Origin of the sequence: Diaphorobacter sp. LR2014-1, assembly GCF_002916785.1 — a bacterium.
Taxonomy (GTDB): domain Bacteria; phylum Pseudomonadota; class Gammaproteobacteria; order Burkholderiales; family Burkholderiaceae_C; genus Diaphorobacter; species Diaphorobacter nitroreducens.
Genome location: NZ_MTBE01000055.1, coordinates 1 through 14827, shown reverse-complemented (window position 1 = coordinate 14827; position 14827 = coordinate 1). Strand labels below are relative to the sequence as shown.

Sequence of the window (14827 nt, the reverse complement as noted above, 5' to 3'; positions counted from 1 at the left end):
TCTTACTGTGTCACAAACGTAGTCGAGCGCTAATGGCGGCGCAATGCGGGCAATGTCCCAGGGCGCCTGCGAGTGCGACGCTCAACTGAAGGCGCAGCGTCCTGATCGAGTCCGGCACGTGACGCTGCGCGCGCTGGGCTTGCCCGAGGGATGTAATCCGGGGAAACGGCAGGCACTTGGCGTTTGACGAAGTTTTTTTTACCTCCTGCATCGCTGCCGGCTTTCAGCCGCTGCTCCATCAGGAAACCGTAAGCGGCGATGCTCAGGCTGGCGTGATGGTGAAAGCCCCGCCAACCCCGTCCCTCATAGTGGCCCAGCCCCAGGTCCTGCTTGAGATCCTGGTAATCGCGCTCGATGCGCCAGCGCATGTGCGCGGCGCATACCAGGTCGTTCAGTGCCGTGGTTTCGGGCAGCGTGGACAGGTAGTACTTCTCGGGCTCGGCCTGATCTGCGGGCCACTCGATGAGCAGCCACTGCTGGGGCAGAAGACGCGCCTTGCCGACGTTGCCCCCGGCGCAGCGTACCCGCAGCGCCGCAAAGCGACCCGTCAGGCGCCCGTTTGTGCCTTCGCGCCAACTGATGTTCTGGAATGCGCTGTCCGGCAAGGACTGCGCCAATACCTTGACGCTCACAGGCTGTCTCTTAGCGGTGCGCCGTGGCATCACCGGTGGACGGCCCATGCCGCTGTAGGGCTTCGGCGGCAGGGGCTCCACTCCGGGTGGCCAGACCACCACGGCCGAGGTGATCCCGACCACGTAGGACAAGCCCAGATCGGTCAGCCCCTGACGAAACGCGTAGTCGATCCCGTAGCCGGCGTCGGCCAACACGCAGTGCCTGGGTGCTCCTTCAGAGAGCAGACCCCGTAGCTTTTGCAGGGCAATGTGAGGCTTGGTCGCAAACTCGATGTCTTCGGGAATCCCGGCCTTGAGTCTGCGCTCGGTGTCTTCGGCCCAGTTGCGGGGCAAGTACAGCTGCCAGGCCACCGGCAGGCTGCCTTGTTCGCAGGCCAGCGAGACGCTGACAGCCACTTGGCAGTTGTCCTGCTTGCCCAGCACCCCGCAGTATTGGCGTGTCACGCCTACCGAGTGCACTCCTTTCTTGGGAAAGCCTGTGTCATCGACGATCCACCAGCCGCCAGCACTGAAGTCCATATGCGGCACCACCCACTGCGCCACGCGATTGAGCAGTTGCTGGTCGCTCCATTGGGCCTTGGCAACAAAGTGATGCAGGGCTTGGTGCCGGGCGCTGGCTCGCAGCGGATCGACGCGGGCGGCCATGGGCTCGACGCTCTTGCGCGACAGGGGCAGCATCAGGCCGGTGCAATACCCAGCCAACCCTGCTTGACGGTCGGCATGGCCAAGCCCTTCGGCCAGATGAACCATGTAGCGATCAAATTCTTTGGATATGTCCATCGCACCCCATTCACAGGGACAGGTGGGCATATCATGCATTACTTTTTATGACACAGTAAGACTAATGAACGGGTCTTGCATTCCCGGCCTGAACAAGAAACAAAGGAGCCCCGCACGTGACCAGCATGTACGACCAGAATCTGCCGCGCACCGAAGCCAACCATGCGCCGCTGTCGCCCCTGTCCTTCATCGAACGCACGGCCGAGGTTTACCCCGACCGCCTGGCTATCGTGCATGGCGAGCTGCGCCAGACCTGGGGGCAGACCTACGCGCGCTGCCGCCGCCTGGCCAGCAGCCTGCGCCGCGCGGGCATCGGCAAGAACGACACCGTGGCCGTGATGCTGCCCAACACCCCGCCGATGGTGGAGGCGCATTTCGGCGTGCCCATGGCGGGTGCGGTGCTCAATGCGCTGAATACCCGGCTGGACCCGGAGACCATCGCCTTCATGCTGGACCACGGCGAGGCCAAGGCGGTGATCGTGGACCCCGAATTCGCCCCCGTGATGGCCAAGGCGCTGGCGCTGCGCCAGTCGCAGGCGCCGCTGCTGCTCATCGACGTGGAAGACGCCGTCTACGGCCCGGCCGCGCAGCGCCTGGGCACGCTGACGTACGAGGACTTCCTGGCCCAGGGTGACGCGCAGTTCGCCTGGGAACTGCCCGGCGACGAGTGGGACGCCATCGCACTCAACTACACCTCGGGCACCACGGGCAACCCCAAGGGCGTGGTCTACCACCACCGCGGCGCGCACACCAATGCCGTCAGCAACGTGCTGGAGTGGGACATGCCCAAGCATGCCGTCTACCTCTGGACGCTGCCCATGTTCCACTGCAACGGCTGGTGCTTTCCCTGGACGGTGGCGGCGCGCGCGGGCGTCAATGTGTGCCTGCGCCGGGTCGAGGCGCAGGCCATCTTCGACGCCATCCGCAACCACGGCGTCACACACTACTGCGGCGCGCCCATCGTGCATGGCCTGCTGGTCAACGCGCCTGCGGCGATGAAGGAGGGCGTTCCCGCGGGCGTGAAGGCCATGGTGGCCGGGGCAGCGCCGCCGGCCTCGATGATCGAGGGCATGGAGCAGATGGGGTTCGACCTGACCCATGTGTACGGCCTCACGGAGGTGTATGGCCCGGCCACCGTCTGCGCCAAGCACGCGGCCTGGGACGCGCTGGACATCGGCGAGCGTGCGCGCCTCAATGCCCGCCAGGGCGTGCGCTACCACCTGCAACGCGCGGCCATGGTGCTCAACCCAGACACCATGGAGCCCGTGCCGCACGACGGCGAGACCATGGGCGAGATCATGTTCCGCGGCAACATCGCCATGAAGGGTTACCTGAAGAACCCCAAGGCCACCGAGGAGGCCTTCCGTGGCGGCTGGTTCCACAGTGGTGACCTGGCGGTGCAGTACCCCGACGGCTACATCAAGATCAAGGACCGCAGCAAGGACATCATCATCTCGGGCGGCGAGAACATCTCCTCCATCGAGGTGGAGGACGTGCTCTACCGCCACCCCGACGTGCTGGCCGCCGCCGTGGTCGCCAAGCCCGACCCCAAGTGGGGAGAGACGCCCTGCGCCTTCGTGGAGCTGAAGGCGGGCGCGCAGGCCACGCCTGAGGACATCGTGGCGCACTGCAAGAAGCACCTGGCGGGCTTCAAGGTGCCGCGTGCCGTGGTGTTCGGCGAGTTGCCCAAGACCAGCACCGGCAAGATCCAGAAGTTCGAGCTGCGCAAGCAGGCGGGATCGGCCGCGGCCATCGACGTCTGACGTCCGCCGAGGGCCGGCGGCGGCGGCCAACGCCACGGCCTGGCTGCTAACCTTCCGCGATGCGCGCGTCCCCTTCGCCTTCTGCCGGCGCACCCCCGCTGTGGCTGCTGGTGCTCATCACCCTGAGCGGCACTCTGGCCATGCACATGTTCGTGCCAGCGTTGCCGGACGCGGCGCGCGCGCTCGGCGTGGGGCCCGCGGCGGTGCAAGCCACGATCAGCATCTACATCGTCGGGCTGGCGCTCGGGCAGCTGGTCTACGGCCCCTTGTCCGATGCGTTGGGACGGCGTCCCCTGCTGCTGGGCGGGCTGGCGCTGTACGCGGCGGGCAGCATCGCCGCCATGCTGGCGCCGATCGCACCGGCCCTGATCGCTGCGCGGTTCATCCAGGCGCTGGGCGGCTGTGCCGGGCTGGCGCTGGGGCGCGCCATGGTGCGCGACACCAATGGCCCGGTGGAGGCCGTGCGCACCCTGGCACTGCTCAACTTGATGATGATGGTCGGCCCCGGCATGGCGCCGCTGGTGGGGTCGGGCCTGGTGGCGCTGGGCGGCTGGCGGGCGGTGTTCGTGGCACTGGCCTTGGCCGGTGTGGCGACGCTGCTGCTTTCCTGGCGCAAGGTGCCCGAAACGGGTACGCCCACGGGCCGTGTGAGCCCGGGTCGGCTGGCACGCGCCTACGCCGCGCTCTTGCGCTCGCCCACCTTCGTGGCCTATGCGGTGGGCGGTGGTTGCGCGACCACGGCGGTGTATGCCTTCATCGCGGCGGCGCCGTTCATCATCACCGAGCAGTTGGGGCACCCGCTGCGCGACGTGGGCATTGCCCTGGGTGTGGTGATGGTGGGCATGGCGATCGGCAATGCGCTCACGCGGCGCCTGGCACTGAGCATGCGGCTGGGCCGGCTGCTGGTGTGGGGCAACGCGGTGAGTGTGGCCTGCGCGCTGGTTTTTCTGGCGCTGGAGCTGCGGGGCCACCTGACGCTGGAAGCCACCGTGGGGCTGATGCTGCTGTTCGTGCTGGGTGCCGGCATGGCCAGCCCGGCGGCGCTGTCCAAGGTGCTGACGGTGGATGCGCGCCACGTCGGCGCGGCTGCCGGGTTGTACGGTTTTGCGCAGATGGCGCTGGGCGCGCTGTTCACCCTGCTGGTGGGCTGGGGCTCCAACCCGGCGCTGGCCTCGTCCTGCGTGCTGCTGGGCGCGGCGCTGGTGGGGCAGGGGTGTCTGCAGTTCGCGCTGCGGCGCGAGAAGCGGGCGCGCGGCGAGCGGGTGCGCGGCGAGTAGACGCGCAGTTCCCGGAGTAAACCCTAAACGCTATTGTTTTAATAGCTGCTGGCGCTTATTAATTGGGCGCTGCAGGCCCATTTGATTCAATTTTCTAAATTGACCCGTCGGCGAGGCGCTGCAGCTCGGCCCAGGTGGTGGCAGGCAGCGGTACGCCGTCCTTCAGCGACCGTGCGCGCTGGCGGTAGCGGCGCTCGCCGGGCTGGCGCGTCTGGCCCGCGGCCGCCATGGCCTGCACCAGGTCTTCGCAACGCTGCGCAAAGCTGCGGCCCGCGCTCTTGGCTGGGTCGATGGCGATGATCAGCTCGCCCGTCCAGGGTGTCTGTGCGCCGGGGTGGCCGCTCCAATCGAACTCGAACGAGAAGTTGCCGCCCGTGAGCGCGGCCGCGAGCAGCTCCACCATCATCGACAGGGCCGAGCCCTTGTAGCTGCTGTGCACGCCGCCGAAAGGCAGCAGCGCGCCGCCGTCCAGGATGGCGCGCGGGTCGTTCGTGGGCTGGCCGTGGCGGTCCACGCCGTGGCCGTCGGGCAGCAGGCGGCCCTCGCGCGCGGCGATCTGCACGTCGCCGTGGGCGATGGCGCTGGTGGCCAGGTCGAACACCAGCGGCTCATGGCCCGCGCGGGGCGCGGCGAAGGCGATGGGGTTGGTGCCGAAGAGCGCCGTGGTGCCGCCACTGGGCACCACGCAGGCCATGCTGTTGACGAGTGCCAGCGCCACCAACCCGTCGTCAGCCAGCGGCTCCACGTCGGGCCACAGCGCCGCAAAGTGGTGCGAGTTGCGGATTGCCAGCAGCGCTACGCCGTTCGCGCGCGCCTTGGCCACCAGCGCCGAATAGGCGGCCCGGTAGGCGGGTTGGGCGAAGCCATTGCCGGCATCCACCGCCAGGTAACCGGGTGCCACATCCTCCACACGCGGCACGGCGCGGCCGTCCACCCAGCCGCTGGCCAATGTCGACAGGTAGCCGGGGATGCGGAACACGCCATGGCTGTGCGCGCCGTCGCGTTCGGCGCTGGCGCAGTTGTGGGCCAGCACGGCGGCCACTTCGGCGCTGGTGCCATGCCGCTCGAAGATGCGCGCGAGCGTGCCGCGCAGGTCATCGAAAGGCACGTGCTGGACGTCGCCGCTGGCGGTGTGAGAAAGGGGCATGCAGAGGTCTCCTGTGTGGGGCGCGTAAGTGGTGTGCAGGGGGGTCTTGCTTCCAAAAGCATAGCTTCTCGCGCTCTCCCACTATGGGGTTAACGGTGTTTTTGCTTCAATCTTCGCATGATCCGCCCCGCTGGGGCGCGTGTGGTGCGCAAGCCGCTAAATGCCGAGTGGGTTCTGCGTGCTGCGCCGCAGTAATTGCAGGGCCGTACCCCACCACCATGCTTCGCAATTCGTAGCGCCCTGCGCCAGATATGCACGGCATTGCACAGGTGCGGTGCGCTGAAGCTGCGCAGGTGTGCACTGCGCAAAAAGCGGCGGAACGCCGTGGTGGGGTGCGCGATGCTTCGCGTAAACCCTCTTTGGCGTGCGTTTGCAACCCGCCAAAGATGCGGGTCTGGATTGTCCAGGCATCCCAATCAAGGAGTGAAGTAGATGACAGAGCAGACCAAGACCCCAGGCCGCCGAAACCTACTCAAGGGTGCTGCGGTTGCCGCGGGAGCCATGTCCGTGCCCATGATCAGCACGGCCCAGACCACGGTGTTCCGATTCCAGAGCACCTGGCCCGCCAAGGATATCTTTCACGAGTTCGCGGGAGACCTGGCCAAGAAGATCAACGACATGGCGGGCAGCCGCCTGAAGATCGAGGTGTTGCCCGCGGGTGCCGTGGTGCCGGCCTTCCAGTTGCTGGATGCCGTGGCCAAGGGCACGCTGGACGGTGGCCATGGCGTGGTGGCCTACTGGTACGGCAAGAACCAGGCCGTGGCGCTGTGGGGCTCGGGCCCGGCCTTTGGCCTGGATGCCAACGGCGTGCTCGCGTGGCATTACTACGGCGGCGGTAAGGAGCTGCTCGACGAGATCTACAAGAGCCTGAACCTGGACGTGGTCTCCAAGCTCTACGGCCCCATGCCCACGCAGCCGCTGGGCTGGTTCAAGAAGCCGGTGGCACGCGTGGAAGACCTCAAGGGCCTGAAGTTCCGCACCGTGGGGCTGGCGGTGGATGTGTTCACCGAGATGGGCGTGGCCGTGAACCCGCTGCCCGGCGGCGAGATCGTGCCCGCGCTGGACCGCGGCCTGCTGGATGCGGCCGAGTTCAACAACGCCTCCAGCGACCGCGTGCTGGGCTTTCCCGACGTGGCCAAGAACTGCATGCTGCACAGCTTCCACCAGTCCAGCGAGCAGTTTGAAGTGCTGTTCAACAAGAGCAAGTACGACGCGCTGTCGTCGGAGCTGAAGGCGGTCATCGACTACGCCGTGCAGGCCGCCAGCGCCGACATGAGCTGGAAGGCCGCCGACCGCTACGCCAAGGACTACGCCGAGATGCAATCCAAGCAGGGGGTGAAGTTCTATAAGACGCCGGACGCCATCCTGCGCGCGCAGTTGGCCGCCTGGGACAAGGTCACGGCCAAGAAAGCCGAAGAGAACGCCATGTTCAAGAAGGTGATGGACTCCATGCGCACCTTTGCGCAGAGGAGCGGCCGCTGGAAGAACGACACCGACGTCGACTTCAAGATGGCCTGGAACCACTACTTCGCGCAGCGCAAGAGCTGATGCCGCGGCAGGCCCGGCGGGCCTGCCTTTCATTCTGACGAGGGCCGGGGGCGCGCGCAGGCGGTGCCGCCCGGGCCAGCGTGTATCCGTTCATTGCCCCGCGGGGCCGCAGCGTTCTCTTCCAGCCATGCAAAAACTCTTACTCGGCATCGATGCCGTGTCCACCTTCATCGGCAAGGCGGCGGCCTGGGCCGTCGTGGGCCTGACGGCCCTGATCTGCTGGGAGGTCTTCTCGCGCTACGCGCTGAACAACCCCCATGCCTGGGTGCTGGACGCACAGATCATGCTGTACGGCACCATGTTCATGCTGGCGGGCGCCTACACCCTGGCCAAGAACGGCCACGTGCGCGGCGACGTGCTGTACGGATTCTTCAGCCCGCGCGTGCAGGCCGGGCTGGACCTGCTGCTCTACATCCTGTTCTTCCTGCCGGGTGTGCTGGCCATGACCTGGGCCGGCTGGACCTATGCGCAGGAATCGCTGGCCATCCGCGAGCAGACGTTCTCCGCCACGCCGCTGCCGCTGTACCCCTTCAAGTTCGTGATTCCCCTGGCGGGCGCCGTGCTGCTGCTGCAGGGGCTGGCGGAGATCGCGCGCTGCGTGATCTGCCTGCGCCAGGGCGCGTGGCCCCGGCGCGGCGAGGACGTGGAAGAGGTGGACGTCGAGAAGCTCAAGGAGATGGTGCACGTGAACGACAGCGACCTGCAGGTGCCGGCTCCCGCATCCGCCGCACAGGGGGGCAAGCCATGAAGATGCGCAAGGAACTGTGGTTCGGCTTTGCCATCATGGCGCTGGTGGTGGCCGGCGCCGTCGGGATGCTGCTGGGCGTGGAGACGATCACGCGCGGCCACCTGGGCTTGCTGATGCTGTCGCTGGTGGTGGTGGCCATCATGCTGGGTTTTCCCACCGCGTTCACGCTCATGGGCATGGGCATGATCTTCACCTGGCTGGCGTACGACCGCGACATCACGCGCACGCTGGACCTGATGGTGCAGGCGGCTTACAAGAGCATGGCCAACGACGTGCTCATCGCCATCCCGTTGTTCGTGTTCATGGGCTACCTGGTCGAGCGGGCCAACCTGATCGAAAAGCTTTTCAAGAGCCTGCACCTGGCCATGGCGCGCGTGCCGGGTTCGCTGGCCGTGGCCACGCTGATCACCTGCGCCATCTTCGCCACCGCCACGGGCATCGTGGGCGCGGTGGTCACGCTGATGGGCCTGCTGGCGCTGCCGGCCATGCTGCGCGCGGGCTATAGCACGCCCATGTCGGCCGGCGCGATCACGGCGGGTGGCTGCCTGGGCATCCTGATTCCGCCGTCGGTGCTGCTGATCCTGTATGGCGCCACGGCGGGCGTATCGGTGGTGCAGTTGTACGCGGGCGCCTTCTTCCCCGGCATCATGCTGGCGGGCCTGTATGTGATGTACGTGATTCTGATGGCCAAGCTCAAGCCGGCCTGGGCGCCGCCGCTGTCGGCCGAGGAACGGCAGGTGGTGCTGCCGGCCATGACCGCCGCGCTGCCCGCCGAGACGCAGCAATATGCCCCCGTGCGCTTGCTGGATGCCCTCAAGGGCAAGCGCAATGCGCAGGTACCCACGGCCTATGTGCTGCGGCAACTGGCACTGGTGGTGATGCCGGGGCTGCTGTTCGTACTGCTGGCCACCAGCAGCTGGCGTGCGGTCACCACGGTGTCGGTGGAGGAGGCGTACAGCATCCAACCCATCGGCTTCAACGACAACTCGTCCCGGGTGGCGTCGGAGTTTGGCTTGCAGGAGCCGCCGGTGGAGGGCGGTCTGCAAGAACCGCCGCAGGAATCCACGGGCCTGCAGGAGCCTCCGGGCGCGGACAGTGGTGCGCTGGCCGAGCCCCCCGGCGCCGAGCCCGCGCAGTCCGCCCCATCCGCCCAATCTGCCCAATCTGCCCAATCTGCAGTGGGGGAGCCACTCGGCTCCACCGCAGGTGCCACGCCCCAGGCCGCCACGCAACCCGCGCCCACCTGGTGGTGGGTGATGTTTGGCGTGCTGGGTGCGGCCACCGCGCTCTTCTATCTGTTCCTGAGCTTCGCGCGGCTGGAAATCTTCAAGATGCTGCTTGGCTCGTTCTTCCCGCTGCTGACACTGATCATGGCCGTGCTGGGCTCCATCGTGTTCGGTCTGGCGACGCCGACCGAGGCGGCAGCCATGGGGGCATTCGGCGGCTTCGTGCTGGCCGCGGCCTACAAGCGCCTGAGCATGGATGTGGTGCGCGAGTCGGTGTACCTCACGGCCAAGACCTCGGCCATGGTGTGCTGGCTGTTCGTGGGCTCGGCCATCTTCTCCGCGGCCTTCGCGCTGCTGGGTGGGCAGGAGCTCATCGAGCAGTGGGTGCTCTCCATGAACCTGAGCAAGATCGAGTTCATGGTGCTGTCGCAGGTGGTGATCTTCCTGCTGGGCTGGCCGCTGGAGTGGACGGAGATCATCGTGATCTTCATGCCCATCTTCATTCCGCTGCTGAGCCACTTCGGCGTGGACCCGCTGTTCTTCGGCCTGCTGGTGGCGCTGAACCTGCAGACCGCCTTCCTGTCGCCGCCCGTGGCCATGTCGGCGTTCTACCTGAAGGGCGTGGCGCCGCCGCATGTGACGCTCAACCAGATCTTCCTGGGCATGCTGCCGTTCATGGGCATCCAGGTGCTGGCGATCGTGCTGCTGTATGTGTGGCCGCAGATCGGTTTGTGGCTGCCGCAACTGCTCTACAAGTGATGCCGGGCCGGGGACTGCGGTCCCCGCCTCATGGCGTCAACGCGCCGCGGCCCTGCGGCGCGTGAAGTTCCACCACGGCAGCACGCGGCTCATGGCCAGCACTTCGCCGCAGTGCATGGGCGCATAGCCGGGCATGGCAGCCATGCGCCGTTGCCAGGCAGGGGTCTGCAGCAGTTCGCGCAGCGCGCGCGTGGCCGGCTGCTCCAGTGAGGACTTCAGGCAGGCCAGGTGGTAGCGCTCGTACACCAGCGGCACGAAGTCCAGCCCGCGCGCACGCGCCGCCAGCTCGATGCCCATGCCCACGTCGGCACTGCCAGCGGCGATGGCCTGCGCCAGCGCGGCGTGCGAGGGCTCATCGCGGTCGTAGCCCTCGATCTCTGCGGGTTCCAGGCCCGCCTGCGCGAGCAGGTCGGTCAGCAGCACCCGCGTGCCCGTGCCCAGCGGGCGGTTGACGAAGCGCGCGCCCGTGCGCGCCACGTCCGCCAGCGAGGTCAGGTCCAGCGGGTTGCCGCGCGCCACGATCAGGCCCTGCGCGCGGCGCGCGAAGCCGATCACCTTGTGCAGCCCCGGCTGCAGCAGCGGGCGGTAGGTCTGCGCGGCCAGGGTATCCATGCCCGGCTCTTCCAGCGTGTGAAAGCCGGCGATGGTGCACCGCCCTTCGTTGAGTGCGCGGATCGCGTCCACGCTGCCGGTGAAGCGGATGTCCAGGTGCAGCGCACCGCCCTGGCCCGCGTGGGCGGGCGCGGTGGCGAACGCGCGCAGCACGGACAGCGCATCGTCGTGGCTGGCATACAGCGTCAGCACATGGGCATGTTCGTCGAACGCCACGGCAAACGCGCGCTCCAGATCGGCGCGCAGCGCCTCGATCTGCGGCGCGAGCCGCGCCTGCGCCTGGCGCTCGGCCCACAGCAGCTTGGTGCCGAATTCGCTGAGCTGGGCGGACTGGCCCTTGCCCCAGACGATGAGCTCGCTGCCCAGTTGTTCTTCCCAGCGCTTGAGTGCGCCCCACACGTGGCGGTACGACAGGTCCAGCGCGCGCGCCGCGCCCGAGATGGAGCCCTGCTGCGCCACGGCCTGCAGCATGTCGAGCAGGGGATTGCGGATCAGCGCGTCGTCCGCGTCGCGGTCGAGCGTGTAGTGGAGTTGGATCCTATGCACAAGTTTTCATATCGCCGGGTATTGGATTGCTGCATACGATAGCCCAACCCATGTCCACAATGACCCAGAGCGTCGCCACGGCGCTGCACCTCATCACCTCCGCCGATGCCGCCTTGTGGACCATCGTCGTGCGTTCGCTCGCCGTGAGTGCCACGGCCTGCCTGCTCGCCTGCGGCGCGGGCGTGGTGCTGGGGGCATGGCTGGGCGTGGCGCGCTTTGCCGGGCGCGACGCGGTGCTCGCGGTGCTCAATACCCTGCTGGCCGTGCCCTCGGTGGTGGTGGGCTTGGGCGTGTACCTGCTGCTGTCGCGCACCGGCCCGCTGGGCAGCCTGGGCTGGCTGTTTTCTTTCAAGGCGATGGTGCTGGCGCAGGCGCTGCTGGTGTTGCCCGTGGTCACCGCGCTTACGCGCCAGGTGGTCGAGGACGTGGACCGCCTGCATGGAGAGCAGTTGCGCTCGCTGGGCGCCGGCACCCTGTTGCGTGCCCTGTTGGTGTCCTGGGACGAGCGCTATGCGCTGCTCACGGTGCTGATCGCCGCATTCGGCCGCGCCATCTCGGAGGTGGGCGCGGTGATGATCGTGGGCGGCAACATCGACGGCTTCACGCGCGTCATGACCACCGCCATCGCGCTGGAGACCAGCAAGGGCGACCTGCCGCTGGCGCTGGCGCTGGGCCTCGTGCTGCTGGGCGTCGTGTTGTTGCTCAACGTGGGCATTGCGCTGCTGCGCCGCTGGCGTGAACGCGTGGATGGTGCCGCCGTGGGCGGCCTGGCCGGGGTGGGGGCATGAGCGCGCTGCCGTCACCCGTCTTCCCCGGGGAGGAGAGCACGGGCGACGTTTCCACTATCGAGCCGCCGTTGTTTGCACTGCGCGAGCTGTCCGTGCGCTACGGCGCGGTGCAGGCGCTGGCCGGCATCAATCTGCGTGTGATGCCCGGCGAGCGCGTGGCTCTGGTGGGTGCCAACGGCAGTGGCAAGAGCACGCTGCTGCGCGCATTGCACGGCCTGGTGCGGCCCAGCGCGGGACAACTGCGCCGCGACGGCGCGCCGCGCGTGGCCATGGTGTTCCAGCGGCCTTTCGTGTTGCGCACCAGCGCGCTGAACAACGTGGCGCTGGGATTGTGGCTGCGCCGGGTGCGCTGGCAGGAGGCCTGCGCCCAGGCCGCCGTGGCGCTGCACCGCGTGGGGCTGCAGGACATCGCGCGGCAGAACGCGCGCACCTTGTCCGGCGGGCAGCAGCAGCGGCTGGCGTTTGCGCGCGCCTGGGCCCTGCGGCCCGACGTGCTGCTGCTGGACGAGCCCACCGCCAGCCTGGACCCGCATGCCAAGCGCGAGATCGAATCGCTGATGGCCGACTTCGCCGCCAGCCACGGCAGCGCCGGCCCCGATCAGCCGGTGACCATGCTGTTCAGCAGCCACAACCTGGGACAGGTCAAGCGCCTGGCCAGCCGTGTGCTCTACCTGGAGCACGGGCGCGTGCTGGCGGACCTGCCCGTGCACGATTTTTTCAACGGCCCCCTGCCCGAGGCCGCCCGTCTGTTCGTCAAAGGAGAAATGGCATGAAGAGTTACAAGCGTTTTTGGCCCCTGGCGCTTACCCAGACTGCGGTAGCAGCTATTGCTTTGGTAGCTTATGGCAGCGCTGCGGCACAGGCCATCACGATGGCGTCGACCACCTCGACCGAGCAGTCGGGCCTGTTCACCCACCTGCTGCCGGCCTTCAAGCAGGCCACCGGTATCGACGTGAAGGTGGTGGCGGTGGGCACAGGCCAGGCGCTGGACATGGCGCGCCGCGGCGACGCCGACGTGCTGTTCGTGCACGACCAGGTGGCCGAGGAGAAGTTCGTGGCCGACGGCTGGGGCGTGAAGCGCTACCCGGTCATGTACAACGACTTCATCCTCGTGGGTGGCAAGGCGGATGCTGCTGGCACCAAGGGCAACGACATCGCCGCCGCACTCAAGAAGATCGCCGCGGCCAACGCGGAGTTCATCTCGCGCGGTGACAAGAGCGGCACCCATGCAGCCGAGCTGCGTTACTGGAAGATCGCCACCGAGGGCGTGAAGGGCAGCGGCTACAAGGAATGCGGGTGCGGCATGGGCCCGGCGCTGAACATCGCGGCCTCCAGCGGTGCGTACGCGCTGACGGACCGAGGCACCTGGCTCAACTTCAAGAACCGCGACAACCTCGCGGTGCTGGTGGAAGGCGACAAGCGCCTGTTCAACCAGTATGGCGTGATGGTGGTGAACCCCGCCAAGCACCCGCATGTGAAGCAGGCTGAGGCGCAGAAGTTCGTGGACTGGGTGGTCTCGCCCGCGGGCCAGAGCGCCATCGCCGGCTACAAGATCAACGGCGAGCAGCTGTTCTTCCCGAATGCCAACCAGTGAGTAAGGCCGCGCTTTGGTTTGCGGGCGTTACTGCGGGTTAATGGGGGTTAGATTCCAATTCTTTTTTGGCTTTTGGGTCTGAAAGTGGCTTTGGCGCTTGCTCTGTGGGCGTGAGTAGCTATTGTTTTTGAGTCGATGTGGGGTGTTTTCATGTCGCTGGCCGGGATATGCGCCCGGCCAACAACATCAAAAACAATAGCTACCCGCGCTCATCCCACAAGCGCTGCAGCCACTTTTGACCAATCAACTCCAATTTAATTGGAATCTGACCCCCATTAACAGGCCGTTGAAAAATCCCCCGCCGACGCCCGCGTTGGCCGCTACGATCTGAAGCCATCGGTGAACGACCCAGACGAGGACGATGAGAGGCAGTCAAGATTTCCAGGGGGCGATGTTCAGCTACATCAGCCTTGAAGAGCGCGTGCCGCAGGCACACCCGCTGCGCAAGTTGCGCGCGGTGGTTGATGCGCTGCTGGCAACCATGAACCGCGAGTTCGAAGCGGTGTACGCCCGCCGTGGCCGCCCATCGGTGCCACCGGAGATGCTGCTCAAGGCCTTGCTGCTGCAGATCCTGTTCTCCATCCGCAGCGAGCGCCAGTTGGTCGAAGCGATCAACTACAACCTGCTGTACCGCTGGTTCGTGGGCCTGAACATCGAAGACAAGGTCTGGGACCACTCCACTTTCAGCGCCAACCGCGAACGTCTGTTCAACGAAGACCTCGCCCGCGCCTTCTTCGAGCGCGTCAAGCTCAGTGCCCAGTGGGGCAAGCTCGCCAGCGACGAGCACTTCAGCGTGGACGGCACGCTCATTGACGCCTGGGCCTCGCACAAGAGCTTCAAGCGCAAAGACGACGACAGCGGCACGCCGCCTGGGCGCAACCCCGAGGTGGACTTCAAGGGGCAGGAGCGCTGCAACGACACCCACGAGAGCACCACGGACGCCGATGCCCGGCTGTTCAAGAAGAGCCAGGGCGACAAATCCCGCCTGTGCCACATGGGGCACATCCTCATGGAGAACCGCAACGGGCTGATCGTGGATGTCGAGATCACCCACGCCAGCGGCACGGCCGAGCGCGAGGCGGCGCTGGCCATGTTGGAGCGTCGGGGCAACAGGAACAAACGGGCCACGGTCGGTGCCGACAAGGGCTACGACAGCAAGGCCTTCATCAAAGGCTGCAGAAAGCTCAAAGTCACGCCCCACGTGGCGGCCAAGGACAAACACTCGGCGGTGGATGCGCGAGTGACACGGCACGAGGGCTACAAGACCAGCCTGAAGGTGCGCAAGCGCATCGAAGAGGCCTTTGGCTGGATCAAGACCGTCGGTGGTCTGGCAAAGACCAAGCTGATCGGTCAGGCCAAGCTCACGGGCCAGGCGCTGCTGTGCTTTGCCACCTACAACCTTGTGCG

Annotated in this window: 12 protein-coding genes; 9 read left to right on the top strand and 3 right to left on the bottom strand. The window is 66.9% G+C overall.

All coding sequences use genetic code 11. The annotated features are described in order from the left end of the window. Nucleotides 1-29 precede the first annotated feature (29 nt). The gene (locus BV908_RS20820) at nt 30-1412 is read right to left on the bottom strand and encodes an IS701 family transposase (RefSeq protein WP_103738416.1); all 1383 of its coding nucleotides are present in this window, start codon (nt 1410-1412) and stop codon (nt 30-32) included. A gap of 116 nt (nt 1413-1528) precedes the next feature. Between BV908_RS20820 and BV908_RS20815 the strand changes: the two genes are divergently transcribed. Both BV908_RS20815 and BV908_RS20810 read left to right on the top strand, forming a co-directional pair. Further along, nucleotides 1529-3175, top strand: coding sequence for an acyl-CoA synthetase (locus tag BV908_RS20815; RefSeq protein WP_088886322.1), 1647 nt, complete (start codon nt 1529-1531; stop codon nt 3173-3175). Between the two features lie 59 nt (nt 3176-3234). Further along, complete coding sequence (locus BV908_RS20810; RefSeq protein ID WP_103739107.1) at nt 3235-4452, top strand: multidrug effflux MFS transporter; 1218 nt, start codon at nt 3235-3237, stop codon at nt 4450-4452. Between the two features lie 94 nt (nt 4453-4546). Here BV908_RS20810 and BV908_RS20805 read toward each other — a convergent pair whose 3' ends face one another. Then, nucleotides 4547-5599, bottom strand: coding sequence for an Ldh family oxidoreductase (locus BV908_RS20805; protein ID WP_103739106.1), 1053 nt, complete (start codon nt 5597-5599; stop codon nt 4547-4549). Nucleotides 5600-6031: 432 nt separating this feature from the next. On the opposite strand from BV908_RS20805, the gene BV908_RS20800 reads away from it, so the two are divergent. The 3 genes from BV908_RS20800 to BV908_RS20790 all read left to right on the top strand — a co-directional run bounded on the left by BV908_RS20800 (nt 6032) and on the right by BV908_RS20790 (nt 9880). Beyond that, nucleotides 6032-7147 (top strand): TRAP transporter substrate-binding protein, encoded by a 1116-nt coding sequence (locus BV908_RS20800; RefSeq protein WP_011806257.1) that lies wholly within the window; start codon nt 6032-6034, stop codon nt 7145-7147. A 127-nt stretch (nt 7148-7274) separates the two neighbouring features. Then, nucleotides 7275-7895 (top strand): TRAP transporter small permease subunit, encoded by a 621-nt coding sequence (locus tag BV908_RS20795; RefSeq protein WP_011806256.1) that lies wholly within the window; start codon nt 7275-7277, stop codon nt 7893-7895. Beyond that, complete coding sequence (locus BV908_RS20790; RefSeq protein WP_103739105.1) at nt 7892-9880, top strand: TRAP transporter large permease subunit; 1989 nt, start codon at nt 7892-7894, stop codon at nt 9878-9880. Before BV908_RS20795 ends, BV908_RS20790 begins: the two co-directional genes overlap by 4 nt. Nucleotides 9881-9916: 36 nt before the next feature. Here the strand turns inward: BV908_RS20790 and BV908_RS20785 are convergent, their stop codons facing one another. Continuing rightward, on the bottom strand, nt 9917-11038 hold the full coding sequence (locus BV908_RS20785; protein WP_015913858.1) for a substrate-binding domain-containing protein: 1122 nt from the start codon (nt 11036-11038) through the stop codon (nt 9917-9919). Between the two features lie 50 nt (nt 11039-11088). On the opposite strand from BV908_RS20785, the gene BV908_RS20780 reads away from it, so the two are divergent. The 4 genes from BV908_RS20780 to BV908_RS20765 form a co-directional block, all read left to right on the top strand. Next, nucleotides 11089-11826, top strand: a complete 738-nt coding sequence (locus tag BV908_RS20780; protein WP_103739104.1) for an ABC transporter permease — start codon at nt 11089-11091, stop codon at nt 11824-11826. Beyond that, complete coding sequence (locus tag BV908_RS20775; RefSeq protein WP_103739103.1) at nt 11823-12599, top strand: phosphate ABC transporter ATP-binding protein; 777 nt, start codon at nt 11823-11825, stop codon at nt 12597-12599. Before BV908_RS20780 ends, BV908_RS20775 begins: the two co-directional genes overlap by 4 nt. After that, nucleotides 12596-13420 carry a substrate-binding domain-containing protein gene (locus BV908_RS20770; protein ID WP_103739102.1) on the top strand — a complete coding sequence of 275 codons (825 nt, stop codon included), beginning with the start codon at nt 12596-12598 and terminating at the stop codon, nt 13418-13420. The genes BV908_RS20775 and BV908_RS20770 overlap by 4 nt, the downstream gene beginning before the upstream one ends. 361 nt (nt 13421-13781) lie before the next feature. Further along, nucleotides 13782-14827 (top strand): IS5-like element ISDisp1 family transposase (locus BV908_RS20765; protein WP_103738593.1); only part of this gene is annotated, 1046 nt, incomplete at its 3' end.